This is a genomic window from Actinomadura sp. 3N407 (assembly GCF_052245875.1).
In the GTDB taxonomy this organism is placed as follows: Bacteria; Actinomycetota; Actinomycetes; order Streptosporangiales; family Streptosporangiaceae; genus Spirillospora.
In genome coordinates this window covers 26388-44924 of the sequence record NZ_JBQQBP010000019.1, presented here as the reverse complement: position 1 = coordinate 44924, position 18537 = coordinate 26388, and the positions used below count along the sequence as shown (strand labels likewise).

Below are 18537 nucleotides of genomic sequence, written 5' to 3'. Positions count from 1 at the left end.
GATCGTCAGGGAGTGTCGTCCCGGTGCGGCGGCTCCGCCGCACCGAAGTGAAGCCGCCGACCGGCGTCGTACTGGAGGAGCAGAACAGAGCGCACGGTCCCGTCGAGCGCCGTGTAGGCGTGCGGCAGGCCGGCGTCGAAGGCGATGTAGTCGCCCGGGCCGAGCTCGGTGTCCCGGCCGTCCACCCGAACGGCGAGCCGCCCGGCCTGGACGATGGTGTGCTCGGTCCCGACATGGCCCAGCGAGTCCTGCCGCCGACCGGCCCTGACCTGCTGGTCGTACACCTCGAACAGGGCGCCGCCGGACACGATGCCACGCAGTGGCCGCAGGTCCACTCCCTCACCGCGCAGCACCTCGACGTCGCCGGCCCGGACCACGGTCAGCCCGGACGGCTCCTGGCGGTCGAGCAGGTCGGAGATGGGGACCTCCAGCGCGCGGGACAGGCTGAACACCGTCTCGATCGTGGGGTTTCCGGCGCCGGCCTCCAGCTGGGACAGCGTCGCCTTGCCGATCCTCGACCGGCGGGACAGCTCCGACAGCGAAAGACCGAGTTCCAGCCGCGCGCGGCGCAGGTTGCCGGCCAGCACGTCCCGCACCGACTCCCCTGACGCAGCCATGCTCCCGCCCCCCGCTCTGATCACAGCGATGTTCGGTATACCGAACCGCCAGTGTACCGGCGGGCCGGCGCCGCTCCTCGGATCCCGGGCAGCCGGTGATGGTCGCGGCCTTCGCCCTGCGCGCGGACGCCGGCTGCCCGCGACGCGGCGCGCGAGAAAGGGACGCCTATCCCGCCGCGTCACAGGTTCGCGAGAACGCCGCCACGGCGGGCGAGCCGTCCGGCTATGCGCTTCCCGCAAAAGCGAGGCGGGCGATTCTGCGCCGACCGTCATAGGGGCGCGGGTTCGCGGTTCGTAGGTTCTGGGCGCGTCCGGTGACCGCCGGGCGGCGCCGGACGCATCCTGCCGCCTCACTCACCGGAGGAACGCACCCATGAGACGAATCCGCATGCTGTTCGGGCTGGCCACCCTGGTCCTGCTGACCGGCCTTCTCCCCGCGACGACCGCCGGCGCCCAGCCGGCCCCCGCTCCGCCGGGAACGCGACCGATGATCTTCGTGCACGGGTTCTTCGGCTCCGGCAGCCAATTCCAGACCCAGGCCAAGCGGTTCGCGAGCAACGGCTATCCGGCGACCTACATCGAATCGCTGGAGTACGACTCCACCTTCCTCAACACCTCGACCGAGGAGGTGTACACCGCCCTCGATGAGCGCATCGCCAAGCTGAAGGCGGCCACCGGCGCAGACAAGGTCGACCTGCTGGGGCATTCGCTCGGCACCCGGATATCCCAGGACTACCTGCGGAGCTCCGCCTCGCGGGCGGGAAACGTCGCCCACTACGTCAATATCGACGGCATGGCCGCCGACTCCCTCCCCGGCGGCGTGCCCACCCTGGCGATCTGGGGAGAGAACAACCAGAGCCGCGCGGTGACCGGGGCGACCAACGTGTACCTCCCCGACGAATCACACGTGCAGACGACGTCCTCCGTCGCCACCTTCAAGGCCGTCTACGAGTTCCTCACCGGAGCGGATCCCCGGACGACCGGCGTCGTGGCGGAGTCCGGACCGATCAGGCTGGCCGGCCGGGCGGTCTCCTTCCCCACGAACGCCGGCTACACCGACGCCCGGCTCGACGTGTTCGAGGTCGACCCGGCCACCGGACGCCGTGCCGGCTCCGAACCGGTCGCGACGTTCCGGCTCTCGGGCGACGGCTCCTTCGGCCCGTTCAACGGCAGCGGAACGGCACGGTACGAGTTCGCGATCTCACCGGACGGCAGCGATCGAGTGCACCACCTGTACTTCCAGCCCTTCCGCCGCACCGATCTGGGGATCCGGCTGCTCACCTCCGACCCGGGCGGCCCGGTGGACTGGCTCATCGAGCGCGGCCCGCACCACGTCTCCCTGCTCGCCTACCGGAACAAGGAGTGGTGGGGCGACCAGGGCACGGACGGCGACACGCTCACCATCAACGGTACCGATGTGCTCAACGCGACGACCGCCCCCCGCGGCAAGGGGGCGATCGGCCTCTTCGCCTACGACTGGAAATCCGACCGCAACACCGACACCTCGGTCTCGGTGGGACTGTTCCCCGCCCTGCCGTTCATGAGCGGCGTCGACATCTTCATGCCCGCGGCGGACCCGCCGGCCGGCAGCGTGGTCCTGGAGACCAGGCAGCGGGCCGGCGACGGCCGGACGGCCCGGATGGTGGTGCCCGACTGGCCGTCGGACGTCAACACCGTCACCGTGTTCTTCGACGACTACACGTAACCGAACCGCCGACATCGTCCCCCGCCCGGTCATGACGACGGAGCCGGCCGCCATCGATTCCCATTCCGGTGGCGGCCGTTCAACGTCGTTCACCGGCGGTGACGTTCGAATGGCCTGAACTCAACTCAGATGGCTGAGTCAAGCATGGCCGGTTTTTTGTATGCGGGTGCGTTTCCGGGGCTCCGGTGAAGTCCGATCATCACACCACCATTCGAGGCCGGTATTCCGGCCACGAGCCCCTCCCCCCCCCCGGAAAGGGACCCACATGCGTTTCCCCCCATCCCTCACCTCCCGCCGGTTCGCCGCGCTCGCCGCCACGGCGTGCGTCGTCAGCGGCGCAGGCGTCGCCGTGACGGCGGCCCCCGCCTCGGCCGCCCAGTGCAGCGACGTCAACGTGGTCAGTGCCCGTGGCACCGGTGAGCCCGGCACCCTGGGCTGGATCGTCGGCGACCCGGTCTACTCCGCGCTCAGGAGCGAGATCAGGAACAGGACGTTCAGCGCGTACTCCGTCGACTACCCGGCCGATCTGAGCACCGGCTCGGCCTCCAAGGGGAACACCGACCTCGTCGACCATGTGAAGAGCCAGGCCGCGTCCTGCCCGAACCAGAAGTTCATCCTCGTCGGCTACTCCCAGGGCGCCAACGTGGTCGACAACTCCATCGGCATCAGCAGCGACGGCGCCGCCGTCGGCGGGCCGATCACCGCGACCATTCCCGCCTCGATCGAGCCCCGGGTCGCCGCCGTCCTGGTGTTCGGCAACCCGATCCGGGCCATCGGGAGGAGCATCACCGGGACCTATCAGTCCCGCACCCTCGACGTGTGCGCGGACGGCGACCCGGTCTGCGGCGCGGGCTTCGACATCCTCGCCCACCTGAGCTACGGCGACGACGCCGACGAGGCCGCCGACTTCGCCGCCGGCAAGGTCTGACGGCCACCACCACTGCCCGCCGTTCTTTCGCCTCGCCCCGACGAGGCCGAAACGAGCGGCGGGCAGGCGGCCGTCCGGCACCACGATCAGGGGGAGCATCCCGACGACGGTTCTCCGGGACGAACGACGATCCGGTCGCCGGGCAGTGGAAATCGAGCACGTGCAGGAATTGTTCCACGGACGACCAAGATCAACTTTCTCGTGCGCCTGGAAGAGCTGGACGGCCGAACCAATTCACTCATATGACCCGCCAGACGGGGCTGTAGGAGATGCTTGTGAGAACCCGGCAGTTGTCCGTCAGAAAGCACCATCCCGTCCAGCGGCACGCGTCGCACCGCGGTCTCGACGATCTGCTCCGCCCTTACACGAAATCCGTGGTCGATGAGGTCACCAGGGAGATCCGCAGGCAGCTGCCCGAATACGCGCAGCCGTCCGACAGCGAGTACGGCCGGCGCGTGCAGGAGACCATTTCCGTGACCGTCGAGCACTTCATCGACACCGTCGGCCGGCCGGCGTACGACCGGGAAGGCCTCGCGGCGATCTACGCGCGGCTCGGCGCGCACGAGGCCCGCAAGGGGCGCGCCCTCGACAGCCTGCAGAACGCCATGCGGCTGAGCAGCCAGGTCGCCTGCCGGCGGTTCATCGAGCAGGCGTACCGTCTCGGCTGGCCCAGCGAGACGCTGGCCCTGCTCACCGACTCCATGTTCCTCCTGCTCGGGACGGTCGCCAACGCCGCCGCCGAGGGCTACGCCGCCGCCCAGGAGAAACTGGCGTCCGCGCGGGAGCGGCACCGCAACCGGCTGCGCGACCTGCTGGTCGTCGATCCGCCCCCCAGCCTGGAGGCGCTCACCGATCTGAGCCGCGCCGCGGACTGGGGACCCACCAGCACGATCGGCGTCATCGCGCTGCGCCGGCCGGTCTCGCGGACCGCACACGTCGTTCCGCCGATGGTCCTGGCCGATTGGGAGGGGCCGGCGCCGTACCTGGTGGTGCCCGATCCGGACGGGCCGGGCCAGGACCGGCTGCTGGCACGGCTCGTCCGGGAGCACCCGGGCGTGATCGGGCCCACCGTGCCGCTGAACCGGGGCGCCGTCTCCCTGCTCTGGGCCCGGCGGGCCGTCGAGCTCGTAGAGCGCGGAGTCCTGCCCTGCGACGGGGTCGTGCGGTGCGTCGACCACGTCGCCGTACTGGCCGCCTCGCTGTGCGAGGACCTGATCGACGCGGCGGCGGTCCGCCACCTCGGCCCGCTGCTGAAGCTTCCGGCGCACCGCCGCCGGACCCTGGCCGCGACCCTGCTGCTCTACCTCAACTGCGGCGACAACGCGATCACCGCGGCCGAGCGGCTGCACGTGCACCCGCAGACCGTGCGCTACCGCATCCGCAGCCTCCAGGAGATGTACGGCGGCGACATCGTCGACCCCGACACCAGGCTCGACATGAGCATCGCGCTGAACGCCCTGCTCCGGTTCCCCGCGCCGGCGGCCACATCCGGGACGGCGGCGGACCCGTCCCGCGACTCATCCGGTTGAGCGCCCGCGGCCCGGACTTTGGCACGAGTGTCATTTCGGCCGGTGATCCACCGCCCGATCATCGCAGTGCCGTTGAGACCCCGGCCACGCCCGGGGCCTCACATCGTCTTTTCGCTCCCAACGCGAAGGAAACGACATGCGACTGCGATCGCTCATGCTCTTGACCGCGGCCGGTTTCACAGCGGACGCGCTGTGGCGGCGAGGCCGGGCGGCGAGGCTGACGCCGCTGCCGGGCAGCGACGAGCCCGTGGCCGAGGACCACCTCTTCGTCACCGCCGCGGGCGTCGACGTGGACGCCGCGACCCGGCGGGCCGCCAGCGCGTACGCCAGGGAAGGCCGCCTCCAGGTCCTGGACCTCGTACCGGCCGGCCTGGACAGCCTCCGGGCCCTGGATCTCGTCCGGCGCGTCGACCCGGACACCTACCGCCGCGCCCGGCTCGCCGTCGGCGCGGGTGGCGGGCACGCGCTGCTCGTCGACGCCGACGTGGCCGGGCGGGCCGGCATCACCCGGTTCACCGGCCTGGCCTCCGCCGAGTTCGAGGCGCTGACCGCCCGCCTCAAGCTCTACGCCCCGGTGCGGACGGACCTCGCAGTGGTCTCCGGGATCACCCCGGCCGGCAGCCCGGTCGCCGACCGCCGCGCGATCCTCCGCCGGCACTGGCCGAGCGACCTGCCCGTCTACCTGACCGGGAACATCATCGGCCTGGCCGTTCTGGGCACCGGCCTCGCGGCCTGCCTCGTCCACCCGCGCGGGCGGGCGGGGAACGCGGCGTCCGCGGCGGCCGTCCTCGCCGCGGCATGCGCGCAGCCCTACCTGGCCACCGCCCGCACCCCGCTCCGCCCGCACGACCGGCGCCGCTTCGCGCTCTCCCGGCCGATCGCCGCCCCCTGCCGGTGGCTGCGGGTCGCCGCCGTCCGGGAGGAGCCCGACCCGGAGATGCCACGCCTGCGCCGGGAGTACGCGGCCGAACTGTCCGAAGGAGTGGCGCGCTTCTTCGAGGCCCCCCGGCGCACGTGCCCCTGGTGCGGCGACGGCGACCTGCGGCTCGTGCTGACGAGCGGCGACCACCAGCATCACCGGCCCGGTCTCTTCAGGCTGGACCGCTGCGGCTCCTGCGGCCACGTCTTCCAGAATCCCCGCCTCAACGCGACCGGCCTCGACTTCTACTACCGGGACTACTACGACGGTTCCGGCGCCCCGGAGGTCGAGCGCGGCTTCCGGCTGGCCGCGCCGCACTACCGGGACCGCGCCAGAATGCCGCGCGGGCACGTGGTCCCCCGGACCTGGCTCGACGTCGGCGGCGGGCACGGCCATTTCTGCAACGCCGCCCGGGACATCTGGCCGGACACCCGCTTCGACGCCCTCGACATGAGCGTCAGCATCCAGGAGGCCGAACGCCGCGGCTGGGCCGACGCGTCCCATCTCGGCTCGTTCACCGAGCTGGCCGACAAGCTCGCCGGCGAGTACGACGTCGTGAGCATGCACCACTACCTCGAGCACACCGTCGATCCACACGCGGAACTGGACGCGGCCGCCCGGGTGCTGCCGCCCGGAGGGCATCTGCTCATCGAGGTCCCCGACCCCGAATGGACGGTCGGCCGGCTCGCGGGCCGCTGGTGGCACGCCTGGTTCCAGCCGCAGCACCTCCACTTCGTGCCGCTGGACGACCTCACGGCCGCGCTGTCCGAACACGGCATGCGGATCGTCGCCGTGGAACGCGGCCCCGCGCACCAGCCGGTGGACCTGCTGATGCTCGTGATGATGCCGGCGCACCGCATCGTGCCCGATCCCGACAAGCCCTGGCGCGACCCGAGGTACCGGCGGCTCCGCGTCGCCGCGCGCACGGCCGTCTATCTGGCCGCCGGCCCGCTGATGCTCGGCGCCGCCATGGCCGACCAGCTGCTGTATCCCGTCATCCGGCGCGGCGGCCGCTCCAACACCTACCGGGTGCTCGCCCAGCGCATACCGGACGGCGAACCGGGTGGTTCCGATGCCCCGCGCCATGTGTCCGTTCCCCGGGCAGGGCGCTGACGGCGGACGGATCGTCGTGTCAGACCGCGTAGATCCGGCCCGTGTCGGTTCCCTCGATCGACCGGACGAACGCCCGGCCGACGTCGGCGGCGGGGACGGACCGGAAGCCGGGGAACGCTTCGCCGTACTTGCCCAGCGATTCGGTGAGCACGGTCGGGCTCACCGCGTTGATGCGCTGCTCGCCCCACAGCTCGGCGGCGCTGGCGCGCACCCAGGCCTCGAGTGCCCCGTTGACGGCCGAAGCGACGCTCCCCGTGCGGATGGGCTCGCGCGCGAGGATTCCGGTGATGAGGGTGAACGAGCCGCCGGTGCGCACATGGTCCGCGGCCTGCCGCACCAGCTCGACCTGCCCGAGGAGCTTGCTGTTGATCCCGGACATCCAGGCGTCGCGGTCCATCTCACGCCAGGGGCCGAACGGTGTCGACCCGGCGGTGCACGCGACGGCGTCCAGGACGCCGGCCCTGCGGACGATGTCGCCGATCTGGGCCGGATCGGAGATGTCGACGGGCCATTCGCGTGACCCGCGGTGCGCCGCGATGACGTCGTGGCCGCGGTCCGACAGGGCCGCGTGCACCGCGCCGCCGATGGCGCCGGTCGCGCCGACGAGCAAGATCTTCATTCTTCCGGGTCCTCCGCGCTCGGGTAGACGGTGCTGTGCCGCGGCTTGGCCGCCGCTCCGGTGATGCCGGACATCACGTGTTCGATCCGTGTGCACTCGTCGAAGGAGTGGCTACAGGAAGCTGACGTTCTGGGCGAGGGTGAGGGTCTCGGAGTAGTTGACGGTGTTGGTGGCGCGGCGCATGTAGGCGCGCCAGGCGTCGGAGCCCGACTCGCGTCCGCCGCCGGTCTCCTTCTCACCGCCGAAGGCTCCTCCGATCTCGGCGCCGGACGTGCCGATGTTCACGTTGGCGATGCCGCAGTCGGAGCCGTCGGCGGCGAGGAACCGTTCGGCCTCGCGCTGGTCGCGGGTGAAGATCGACGAGGACAGTCCCTGGGGGACGTCGTTGTGCAGGGCGATGGCGTCGTCGAAGCGGTCGTAGGTCATCACGTACAGGATCGGCGCGAACGTCTCCTCGCGGACGACGCCGGTCTGTCCGGGCATCCGCACGAGCGCGGGTTCGGCGTAGGCGGCGCGGGGGGCGGCGTCGGCGAGCCTGCGCCGGCCCCCCGCGAGCAGCTCGCCGCCCTCGTCCCGCGCCCGGTCGAGGGCCTGGCGCATGGTGTCGTGGGCACCGGTGGAGATGAGCGGGCCGACGAGGGTGTGGTCGGCGAAGGGGTCGCCGATGGGCAGCTTGCGGTACGCGCCGGTGAGCCGGTCGACGAGGTCGCCGGCGACGTCACGGTGGACGATGAGGCGGCGCAGGGTCGTGCACCGCTGGCCGGCGGTGCCCGCGGCGGCGAACACGATGCCGTGCGTGGCCAGGTCGAGGTCGGCGGACGGGGCGACGACCGAGGCGTTGTTGCCGCCGAGTTCCAAAAGCACGCGCCCGAAGCGTGCCATGACGCGCGGGCCGATCTCGCGGCCCATCCGGGTGGAGCCGGTGGCGCTCACCAGGGCGACGCGGGGATCGTCGGCCAGTCGCTCACCGGCGGCCCGGTCGCCCAGCAGCAGCCGGTGCACGTCCGCGGGGGCGCCCGCGTCCTCGGCCGCGCGTTCCACGAGCCGGCCGGCCGCCACGGAGATCAGCGGCGTCAGCTCCGAGGGCTTCCACACCACGGTGTCGCCGCAGACCAGCGCGATGGCGGTGTTCCACGACCACACGGCGGCGGGGAAGTTGAAGGTGGAGATGACCCCGACGACGCCGAGCGGGTGCCAGGTCTCGGCGAGCCGGTGGCCGGGGCGTTCGGAGGCGATGGTGCGGCCGTAGAGCTGGCGGGACAGCCCGACGGCGAAGTCGCAGATGTCGATCATCTCCTGGACCTCGCCGAGCGCCTCGGAGCGGATCTTGCCGGCTTCGATGGTGATGAGGTCGGCGAGGTCGCCCTTGTGCTCGCGGAGCAGGTCGCCGAGGCGCCGGACGAGGTCGCCGCGGACGGGCGGCGGGGTGGTGCGCCACGTCCGGAAGGCGGCGGCCGCCGCGGTGACCGCCCGGTCCGCCTCGGCGGCGGCGGTGCCGGTTTCGAGGCCGAACAGGTGTTCCCCGGTGATGGGGGTGCGTGCGATGAGTCCGTCCCCCTCGGTGACGGTCACCCCGACCCGGCGCAGGGCGGTGCGGGCGCGGTCGCGGAGCGAGCCGGTGCTGGGGAGTGGCGTGTCTGGCATGAGGTTCCTTTCGGGCTTGTCCGCCGGATGACGTCAGTCGAGCGCCCCTTCGATGCCCAGGGCCTCGGCGACCTCGGCGATCGAGTCGTTCTGCTGCCGCTCATAGAGGGCGAAGGGGTCGTGGACATGGCGGCCGATCGCGCCGGCGAGCCAGTCGAGGTCGTACCGGATCGCTTCCCGGGCGGTGTTGCGGGTGCCTTCGCCGCTGAGGTTGGACTGGAAGATGCCGGCGGCCGATCGGGGAAGGAAGTCCTCGTAGACGATGGGCTCCGCGCGGATCCACCCTTGCCGGAGCAGGTCCATCACGTTCGCCGGCGCGGGTCCGCCATGAGCGGGGCGCTCGCCGGACAGGTGATAGGTGAAGAACGCCAGCCCGTGCTCGATGAGTCCGCGTTCGGTGGAGGGGAGGCCCTCCTCCCAGACCGCCCGTGCCGTGTCGGCGCGGGGGACGCCGGGACGGGCGGCGGCCCGGCGGTCCACCTCGTCGAGCAGGGCGTCGTAGCGGGCGCGCCCCCGCCGGGTGAGCGCGAGCCCCCTCGCCTCCACCTCGCCGAACCGCACCCGCAGCGCTCCCGTGGACACGGTTCCGTCGGGCCCGCGCATCCGGCGGGGTTCGGCCAGGGCGCGGAAGGACGTCTGGCGGAGCAGCACGTCGGGCCCGTTCCATCGGGGCGGGCCCTGGATGGTGTCGATCATCCGGATGCCGCGCCCGGTCATCCGCCGGTACAGCTCGTCGATGTCCAGGACCCGCGGGGTCAGGTGGTTGACGTGCGTGCTGCGGACTCCGCCGATGTCGGCGGCGACCGCGGACACCCTCTCCAGGGTCTCGTACCAGCCCTGGTCGACGGGTTCGTCCGACAGCTCGAAGGAGCGCACCGCCAGGTGCAGGAACCGCTCCGCGTCCGCTTCCGGCAGCTCCCGGTCGCGCTCGGCGCGATCGGCCAGCGCGAGCAGCTCGGGCGGGAACAACCGCCGCCGTGCCAGGAAGTTCTCCAACCTGCGCCGGAGCCCGGGATCGAAGAACCGGGAGTCGGCGGGCGTCAGCATCGAGGTGAACACGCGGAACGGGTTGCGGGCCAGCTCCCCGGCTTCGACGGGCCGGAAGGCGGTGGACACGACGGGGACCGCGCTGGACGCGGCCTCCCGCAGGTCGTAGAACCCCACGGGCTCCATGCCGAGAGCCCCGAAGATCCGGGCGACCTGGTTCAGCTCGGCCGGGGTGCCGACCCGGATCGCGCCGTGGCGCTCGGCGGTGACCCGGCCGACGGAGCCGAAGCGTTCGGCGGCGGCCCCGGAACGGAGCAGAACATCGGCGTTGACCTCCCGCGAGACGTCGACCAGCGTCGCGTACGCGGGTACCTCGCGCCCGTACATCTCCGACAGCCTGCGCGCGAAGGCCGCGCGAAGCTGCCATTGGCCGAGCGTCTTCATGCTTCGCCTCCCGGCTCGGGTGCGGTGTTCAGACGATGCGGGCTTCGGGGCGCGGCCGGCCGCCGGCGAAGCGCCGCACGCTCAGCGGGCTCACGTCCAGGACCGGCGCGCGTTCGAGGCAGAGGTCGCGGATCACCTCGCCGACCGCGGGCGCCTGCAGGAATCCGTGGCCGGAGAACCCGGTGGCGTAGAGGAGGTTCGGCGGCTCGTCGGCGCGGCCGATGAGAGCGTTGTGGTCGGGGGTGACCTCGTAGAGCCCCGCCCAGCCGCGCGACAGCCCGACGTCGAGCAACCGCGGTGCGCGGGTCTCGACCGCCCGGCTCAGCCTGGGCAGCCACGCGTCGGAGTAGCCGAGATGGAATCCCGGCTCCTGCTCCGGGTCGGACATGCCGAGCAGGAGCCCCCCGCCTTCGCGGTGGAAGTAGAAGGACGAGGCGAAGTCGATGGTGAACGGCACCTCCGCGGCGAGATCGGGCATCGGCCGGGTGAACATCACCTGGCGGCGCACCGGCGTCACGGGCAGCTCCACACCGGCCATCTCCCCGATCGAGCGCGACCACGCGCCCGCCGCGCAGACCACGGTGTCGGCCCTGATCGTGCCGTGATCGGTCACCACGGCGGTGGCCCGGCCCGCCCGCGTCCGGATGCCGGTGACCGGCGTGTTCGTGCGCAGTGTGGCGCCGAGCCTTCTGGCCGCCGTCGCGTAGCCGAGCACGACCGACTCGGGGGTGCAGTGGCCGTCGTCCGGGGAGAACGCCGCGGCGAGCAGGCCGTCGGTCTCGATCAGAGGTGACAGCCTGCGCGCCTCCGAGACGTCGATCATGCGGCTGGTGACGCCGAGCTCGTTCTGCAGCGCGACGTCGCGTTCGAAGGCCGCGACGTGCTCGGGCGTGGACAGCAGGAACAGGTAGCCGACCTGGCGAAGGTCGATCTCCTGCCCGGGGCGTTCGCGGAAGCGGGTGAACGCTTCGAGGCTGCGCGCGCCGAGCTCAATGTTCAGCTCGTCGGAGAACTGGGCTCGGACGCCGCCCGCGGCCTTGCAGGTCGAGCCGGAGCCGAGCTCGTCTCGTTCGAGCAGCACCACGTCGCCGACGCCGGCCTCGGCGAGATGGAAGGCGATGCTGGTGCCGATCACCCCGCCACCGATGATCACGACGGACGCGCTGCCGGGGAGCGGGGCCGGGGTGGCGGACATCGGTGGTCCCTTCCGTGGGGCCGACGCCTGGGGCGCGAGGCGAGCGGAGGTGCGTCAGCCACCATCGTGCATCCGCGAATCTTTGACGTCTATTCACAGTTTTTCATCTGTATTTATTAGAGTTCCTATATGGAGTGGACGAGCGTGCAACTGCGGTCGCTGGTGGAGCTGGCGCGGCGCGGCACGATCACGGCCGTGGCGCAGTCGCTCGGCTACACCCCGGGCGGTGTCTCCCATCAGCTCGGCGCGCTTGAGCGGGCCGCGGGCGTGCGGCTGCTGCGCCGGGTCGGGCGCCGGGTCGAGCTCACCGACGCCGGGCTCGCCCTGGCGGGGCACGCCGAGCGCATCCTCGGCATCGAGGCCGAGGCGGTCGCGGCGGTGGAGCGGACCACCCGCGCGATCTCCGGGGCGCTGCAGGTCGGCCTGTTCGCCACGGCCGCCGCGGAGATCCTTCCGCTCGCGCTCGGCAGGATCCACCGGCGTCATCCCGGTCTGGTCGTGCAGAGCAGGGAGATGGACGTCGACGAGGTCTACGACGCGGTCTCCTCCAGCACGGTGGATCTGGCGCTCGGACTGGACTACCCCGATGTGCCGATTCCCCGTGACCCGGCGCTGCACGTGGTCCGGCTTTACCGGGAACGGTTCTGCCTCGCGGTCCCCGCGGGCACGCTCCCGGGTGTGGATTCCATCAGCCTCTCCGAAACGGCGTCCCTGGGATGGATCCTTCCGGCGGCCGAAAGCCATTACGGCCGGGCGATCCGCACGGTGTGCCGCCGTGCCGGGGTCGAGCCCGACGTGCGCCACGAGGTGACCGACACGGCCGCCTCGCTGGCACTGGTCGAGGCCGGGGTCGGCGCCGCTCCGGTCACCGACCTGATGATGCGGCTGCGCCCCTCGCGGTTCGACGTCGTCGGCCTCGCGGAACCGTTCGAGCGGCACATCGTCGTGATCGTGCGTGCCGCGGCGCAGGACAGGCCGACCGTGGCGGCCCTGGTCCAGGTGCTGCGCGAGCTGGCCGACGACGGGGACACCGGCGAGCAGGCCCAGCCGGCGTGACCCTGAGGGCGGCAAGGTCTAGTCCTGCCGCCTCTTTCGTCGGCGACCCGATTGGCTCAAAGTTCTCGCTATGCGAATCGCGTCTTCCCAGCGTTCGAGTCGTCGGACACGCCCTGCGGACAGGAAGAGGAACCCCATGCCGGACGCCCTCCGTCCCCGCCTCGACCGTCGATCGCCCGGGCACCGGCCGTCCCGCCTCAGGGAATCCGCATGAGCCAACAGGATGCGCAACCGTTGTCGATTCGCGCTTGAACCCGCACTGAATCTTGCGTGATGGTCACAGAGAGGCGCCGTCCGGGTAGAGATCCGGACGTGTCGCCGCGGGGGCACAGAACCGGCGGAACCAGATAGCGAAGGGAACGACCCCCGATGGCAGCCAGAGAAGTGTTCGGCAGCAGATTCGCCTTCATCGCCGCGGCGATCGGGATGGCCGTGGGCACCGGGAACCTGTGGCGGTTCCCCCGGGTCGCGGCCGAGTGGGGCGGGGGCGCGTTCCTGGTCGCCTTGGTGGTGGCCAACCTCGTGTGGGCGGTCCCGATCCTGATGGCCGAATCCTTCATGGGCTCCAAGAGCCGGCTCGGCACGGTGGGCGCCTTCCGCGACTTCATGGGACGCAGGTTCGCCTGGATGGGCGCCTACATGGGGTTCGTCACCGTCGGCATCCTGTTCTACTACTCGGTGGTGTGCGGGTGGACGCTGCGCTACGTGGTCTACTCGCTCACCGGGACGTTCGACGAAGGGCGTGACACCCAGGCGCTGTGGGACGGTTTCACCTCCAGCGCCTGGCAGACGATCCTGTTCCACCTGCTGGCCATCGGGCTGGTGGGCGCGATCGTGGCCCGCGGGCTCAAACGCGGTTTCGAGCGGATCCTCAAGTGGGCGATCCCGGGACTGTTCGTGATCCTGCTCGTGCTGGCGATCCAGGCGCTGACGCTGGACGGGTCGGAGGAGGGGCTCCGGCACCTCTTCGTGCCCGAGTGGGACCGGCTCGGCGACGCCCAGCTGTGGCTCCAGGCGTTCACCCAGATGGCCTTCTCCACCGGCGCCGGATGGGGCCTCTACCTGACCTACGCGGTCTACATGCGGCGGCGGGAGGACTTCGGGCTCAACGCCACGGTGGTGTGCGCCGGGAACCTGCTGGCCTCCCTGCTCGGCGGCATCGCCGTGATCGGCGCGCTGTACGCGCTGGGCGAGCCGCAGCAGATCGCCAGCGCCACCGCGGGCAACGAGGGCCTGGCCTTCATCTTCTTCCCCCAGCTGTTCGCCGAGATGCCCGGCGGCGCCTTCTTCGGGGTGCTGTTCTTCCTGGCGCTCGCCATGGCCGGGATCTCCAGCCTGATCGCGATGGCGGAACTGGCCACCCGCAACGTCATGGACGCCGGAATGACCCGGCCACGCGCGGTCTGGCTGGTGGTCGCGATCACCGCCGTCGCCGGCATCCCGTCGGCCCTCAGCCTGGACTTCTTCGCCAACCAGGACTTCGTGTGGGGCGTCGCGCTGCTGATCAGCGGTCTGCTGGCCGCGATCGCGATGATGAAGTACGGGCTGGAGCGGGCACGGGCGGCGATGGACGCCGACAGCGACTTCCGCATCCGGGCCTGGTGGCCGTGGCTGATCCGGCTGTTCCCCGTGATGTTCGCGATCGTGATCGGCTGGTGGGTCTACCGGGCGATCGACGAGTTCGCCCCCGACGACTGGTGGAACCCCTTCTCGACGTTCAGCGTCGCCACGCTGGCACTGCAGTGGACCCTGCTGTTCGTGATCCTGTACGCGCTGAACAACTTCTTCGCCGACCGGATCGGCAGCGGCCCCATGACCGCACCCGCGCCCGCCGGCACCGCCCCGGCCGGTGACGCGGCCGAGGGCGGCGACGAGAAGACCCCCTCCTAGTTCCGCCCAGTGAGAAAGGACAACCCGTGGACACCGAAGTCCTGGTGTGGACCGTCATATTCCTCGGCGGCGACCTGCTGGTGCTGATCCTGCTGCTGTTCTGGGCGGTCAAGAAGGACCGGGAGAAGCGCGCCGCGCCGGGGGACGCCGAGGCCTAGCCCGCTACCGCGCCAGCGGGGTCAGATGGTCGCCGGCGGGAACGGCCTGGCGCACCGTCGTCAGGAAGCGGCCGAGCAGCGGGTTGGTGTTGCCGGTCCGATGGACCGCGAGGACGGTGCGATGCGCCGACCTCTGGGCCAGCCGGGTCGCGACGATGCGCTCGTGGGGCGCGTGACCGAGCGAGGGAACGACCGCCACTCCGCCGGTCGTGGCGACCAGCTCGCGGACGACGTCGTAGTTGTTGCTGCGAAAGGCGATCGCCGGGCTGAAGCCGGCCGAGGCGCACAGCCGGGTCAGCGACAGCGCCCCGGCCGTGCCCTCCCGGCTGGTGATCCAGCGCCGTCCGGCCAGCCGGGAGAGATCGACGGAGCGCCGGTCGCCGGGTGGCCGCAGGAGGAGCAGGTCCTCGCGCAGCAGCGGGTGCCGGGTGACACCGTCCGACCACTGGCGGGGACACAGCCCGTACTCGTAGACGAGTGCGACGTCCAGGTCACCGTCGACGATGGTCGCGATCAGTTCGTCGGGTTCACCCTCCTCCAGGGTGATCTTCACGCCGGGGCACCGCTCGCTGAAGGCCGACAACGCCGGCGGCACGAGCCGGACGCTCGCGGTGGGGAAGCTGCCCACCCTGATCTGGCCGCTCACGCCGCTCGTCAGCTGCCGGACCTGGTAGTCGAACTCGTTCACACTGGTCAGCACCTGCCTGCTCAGCTCCAGGAGGCGGTGCGCGGCCGCGGTGGTGCGAATCCCATGCGCCTCCCGCTCGAACAGCAGCAGCCCGGTCTCCCTCTCCAGCGCCGCGATCTGCTGCGAGACGGCCGATGAGGTGTAGCCGAGCTCCCGCGCGGCGATCGCGAACGAGCCGGTCCTGTGCACCGCCTGAAAGGTCAGCAGGTGATGAAGCTTGTACATCCGCACCTCACGGCCGTCGGGACCCGTGGGCGAAGGGTAAGACCTGCTTGGCCTAGAACGGAATTCCTATAGGCCGCTGTGACACCTGACGCGCGATCACCCGAGGAGTGCCGTCCCAGAGCTCATCGGCGCGGCGGAGACTCGCACGGTGTGCGGAGATGGCGGACTTTACCGTGATGCTTGGCTCTATTGGCCGGCGTCCTGGTACGTTAAAGCTCTGACCTGCGACAACCGAGGAAGACTCGGGCGGGGGCGGTGCGCATGATAGGGGACGCGCATACCGATATCCCTCCGGGCGGGGGCGAGGCCTTGGGGCTTGAGGTGATCGCGGCCACGGCCGTGTTGGACGAGCTGGGCGTCATCCTGGCGTGGAGTACGGGCGCGCAGCGATTGCTCGGCTACACCTCGGCGGAGGTACTGGGCCGTCCGGCCGCCGCTCTGCTCGCCGCCGACGTGCCGGCATCCGTCCTGCAGGGCCTCAAGGGGCGCAGCGACTGGAACGGTGAGGCCAGCCTGCGGCACAAGAACGGCGCCGCCGTGGAAGTGGAACTGCTGGCGCACCCGAGCCGCGGCGACGACGGCCGGCTCCGATGGCTCCTGGCGACCTTCGTCGAAGGGCCGCCCCCGGCCGAGGAGTCGGACCTGCCCTTCATGGACTGGGCGTTCGCCCAGTCCCCTTTCGCCCTCGCCATCCATGACACGGATCTGGTGTGCCTGCGCGTCAATGACCGCATGTGCCAGATGTTCGAGAAGGCCGAGGGCGAACTGCGCGGACGGCGCCTCACCGAGGCGCTCCCCGGCCCCCAGTTCGACGCACTGGCACGGTACATGCGCCAGGTGCTCGACACGGGCGAGCCGGTGCACCGGCAGACCTACCGCCGGGTGCCCGGCGAGCCCCGCGAACGGGCCTGGTCGGTGTCCATCGCGCCGCTGAAGGATCAGGACGGCCGGACGCGGGCCGTGTGGGTCGGGGTCCTCGACATCACCGGGCAGTACCGCTCCCGGCAGCGGCTGACCCTGTTGAACGAGGCCAGCACGGCCATTGGCAGCACCCTGAACGTCACCCAGACCGCCCAGGAACTCGTCGACGTGGTGGTGCCGCGGCTGGCCGACTTCGCGATCGTCGATCTGCTCGAGGCGGTCTTCACCGGCGACGAGCCGCTCCCCGGGCCCGTTCCCGCCACCGTCGCGCTGCGCCGCACCGCCCACCAGTCCGTCAACGAGGGCGTCCCCGAGGCCGTCGTCAAGATCGGGGACATCGACCGCTACCCGGACTCATCCCCGTCCGCCCGCTGCCTGGCCAGCGGCGAAGCGGTCCTGACCGGCTCCCACGACCAGGCGTTCCTTCCATCGGTCAGCCATAATCCCGATCGGGCGGAGACCGTCCGGAAGCATGGGTTCCATTCGGTCCTCTCGGTGCCGATACGCGCCCGCGGGGTCACCCTCGGTGCCGCCGTCTTCCTCCGCGGCCGGCGGCCGGAGCCCTTCGAGCCGGACGACGTGCTCCTCGCCGAGGAGCTCACCGCAAGAGCCGCCGTCTGCCTCGACAACGCCCGCCGCTACACCCGCGAGCACGCGACCGCTCTCGCCTTGCAGCGCAGCCTCCTCCCCCGGCGGTTCCCCGTGCAGTCGGCCGTGGAGGTCGCCGGCCGCTACCTGCCCGCCGGCTACCCCGCGGGAGTGGGGGGCGACTGGTACGACGTGATCCCGCTGTCGGGCGCCCGCGTCGCCCTGGTCGTCGGCGACGTCGTCGGGCACGGCCTGCACGCCTCCGCCACCATGGGCCGGCTGCGCACCGCCGTCCGCACGCTCGCCGACATCGACCTCGCCCCCGACGAACTCCTCACCCACCTCGACGACCTGGTCGGCCGCCTCGCGAACGAAGCCGGCTCCGGCGAAGCCGAGCACGAGATCGGGGCCACCTGCCTGTACCTGGTCTACGACCCGGTCTCCCGCCAGTGCAGCATGGCCCGCGCCGGGCACTGCCCTCCCGCGCTCATCGGCCCGGACGGCACCGTGGACCTCCTCGACCCGCCCGCCGGCCTCCCGCTCGGCCTGGGCGGTCTCCCCTTCGAGAGAATGGACATCGAACTTCCCGAGGGCAGCATCCTCGTCCTCTACACCGACGGACTCGTCGAGTCCCGCGACCGCGACATCGACGCCGGTCTCGAACGGCTGCGCCGGGCGCTGACGCGGCCCGGCCCGTCACTGGAGGCGACCTGCGACCACGTCTTCGACAGCGTCTCCCTCGGCCGTCCCGTGGACGACGTCGCCCTGCTGGTCGCGCGCACCCGTGCCCTGAAGTCCGACCGGGTCGTCACCTGGGACCTGCCCGCCGACCCCGCCATCGTCGCCGACGCCCGCAAACGGGCGGCCGAGCAGCTCACCGTCTGGGACCTCGACGAGGTCGCGTTCACCACCGAACTCGTCGTCAGCGAACTCGTCACCAACGCGATCCGGCATGCCGAGGGCCCGATACGGCTCCGTCTCATCCGGGACCGGACGCTCATCTGCGAGGTCTCCGACGGCAGCGAGACCTCGCCGCACCTGCGCCGCGCCCGCGTCTTCGACGAGGGCGGACGGGGCCTGCTCCTGGTCGCCCAGCTGACCCAGAGCTGGGGGACCCGTCATACCCCGCACGGCAAGACCATCTGGGCCGAGCAGACCCTCACCCCATCGTGACACCGGCAAGATGCCCAGGGATCGCCGTCTCGCCGTCTCGCCGTCTCGCCGTCTCCGAGCGTGCCCCGTGACAGGACGGGTGAGCCGATCGCAGCGGCGCAGCCGGCCTGAAGCACTGACTCGCGCGGGACACCAGCC

At 71.5% G+C, this 18537-nt stretch carries 14 protein-coding genes; 8 read left to right on the top strand and 6 right to left on the bottom strand.

The features are described 5' to 3' along the window. Positions 1–5: 5 nt before the first annotated feature. Positions 6–617, bottom strand: a complete 612-nt coding sequence (locus ACTWPP_RS35885; protein ID WP_443108868.1) for a helix-turn-helix domain-containing protein — start codon at positions 615–617, stop codon at positions 6–8. A 373-nt stretch (positions 618–990) separates the two neighbouring features. On the opposite strand from ACTWPP_RS35885, the gene ACTWPP_RS35880 reads away from it, so the two are divergent. From ACTWPP_RS35880 to ACTWPP_RS35865, 4 genes are all read left to right on the top strand, one after another. Beyond that, positions 991–2322: an alpha/beta fold hydrolase gene (locus ACTWPP_RS35880; RefSeq protein ID WP_443108867.1), complete on the top strand. Its 1332-nt coding sequence runs from the start codon at positions 991–993 to the stop codon at positions 2320–2322. A gap of 265 nt (positions 2323–2587) precedes the next feature. Next, positions 2588–3250: a cutinase family protein gene (locus ACTWPP_RS35875; protein WP_443108866.1), complete on the top strand. Its 663-nt coding sequence runs from the start codon at positions 2588–2590 to the stop codon at positions 3248–3250. Positions 3251–3540: 290 nt separating this feature from the next. Further along, positions 3541–4779 carry a helix-turn-helix domain-containing protein gene (locus ACTWPP_RS35870; protein WP_443108865.1) on the top strand — a complete coding sequence of 413 codons (1239 nt, stop codon included), beginning with the start codon at positions 3541–3543 and terminating at the stop codon, positions 4777–4779. A gap of 136 nt (positions 4780–4915) precedes the next feature. Beyond that, positions 4916–6811: a methyltransferase domain-containing protein gene (locus tag ACTWPP_RS35865; protein WP_443108864.1), complete on the top strand. Its 1896-nt coding sequence runs from the start codon at positions 4916–4918 to the stop codon at positions 6809–6811. A gap of 19 nt (positions 6812–6830) precedes the next feature. Here ACTWPP_RS35865 and ACTWPP_RS35860 read toward each other — a convergent pair whose 3' ends face one another. The 4 genes from ACTWPP_RS35860 to ACTWPP_RS35845 all read right to left on the bottom strand — a co-directional run bounded on the left by ACTWPP_RS35860 (position 6831) and on the right by ACTWPP_RS35845 (position 11700). After that, a complete protein-coding gene (locus ACTWPP_RS35860) occupies positions 6831–7430 on the bottom strand; it encodes a short chain dehydrogenase (protein WP_443108863.1) in 600 nt (199 codons plus the stop codon). Positions 7431–7541: 111 nt separating this feature from the next. After that, positions 7542–9074, bottom strand: coding sequence for an L-piperidine-6-carboxylate dehydrogenase (gene amaB, locus ACTWPP_RS35855; RefSeq protein ID WP_443108862.1), 1533 nt, complete (start codon positions 9072–9074; stop codon positions 7542–7544). 33 nt (positions 9075–9107) lie between these two features. Continuing rightward, positions 9108–10505, bottom strand: a complete 1398-nt coding sequence (hglS, locus tag ACTWPP_RS35850) for a 2-oxoadipate dioxygenase/decarboxylase (RefSeq protein ID WP_443108861.1) — start codon at positions 10503–10505, stop codon at positions 9108–9110. A 28-nt stretch (positions 10506–10533) separates the two neighbouring features. Then, positions 10534–11700 carry an NAD(P)/FAD-dependent oxidoreductase gene (locus tag ACTWPP_RS35845; protein ID WP_443108860.1) on the bottom strand — a complete coding sequence of 389 codons (1167 nt, stop codon included), beginning with the start codon at positions 11698–11700 and terminating at the stop codon, positions 10534–10536. A 129-nt stretch (positions 11701–11829) separates the two neighbouring features. Here ACTWPP_RS35845 and ACTWPP_RS35840 point away from each other — a divergent pair, with 129 nt between their 5' ends. The 3 genes from ACTWPP_RS35840 to ACTWPP_RS35830 all read left to right on the top strand — a co-directional run bounded on the left by ACTWPP_RS35840 (position 11830) and on the right by ACTWPP_RS35830 (position 14804). Beyond that, positions 11830–12756, top strand: coding sequence for a LysR substrate-binding domain-containing protein (locus ACTWPP_RS35840; RefSeq protein ID WP_443108859.1), 927 nt, complete (start codon positions 11830–11832; stop codon positions 12754–12756). 369 nt (positions 12757–13125) lie between these two features. Beyond that, a complete protein-coding gene (locus ACTWPP_RS35835; RefSeq protein WP_443108858.1) occupies positions 13126–14646 on the top strand; it encodes a sodium-dependent transporter in 1521 nt (506 codons plus the stop codon). Between the two features lie 26 nt (positions 14647–14672). Then, positions 14673–14804, top strand: coding sequence for a hypothetical protein (locus ACTWPP_RS35830; protein WP_443108857.1), 132 nt, complete (start codon positions 14673–14675; stop codon positions 14802–14804). A gap of 4 nt (positions 14805–14808) precedes the next feature. On the opposite strand, the gene ACTWPP_RS35825 is transcribed toward ACTWPP_RS35830, so the two are convergent. Beyond that, a complete protein-coding gene (locus ACTWPP_RS35825) occupies positions 14809–15717 on the bottom strand; it encodes a LysR family transcriptional regulator (RefSeq protein WP_443108856.1) in 909 nt (302 codons plus the stop codon). A 309-nt stretch (positions 15718–16026) separates the two neighbouring features. Between ACTWPP_RS35825 and ACTWPP_RS35820 the strand changes: the two genes are divergently transcribed. Next, complete coding sequence (locus tag ACTWPP_RS35820; protein WP_443108855.1) at positions 16027–18399, top strand: SpoIIE family protein phosphatase; 2373 nt, start codon at positions 16027–16029, stop codon at positions 18397–18399. The last annotated feature ends 138 nt before the right edge of the window (positions 18400–18537 follow it).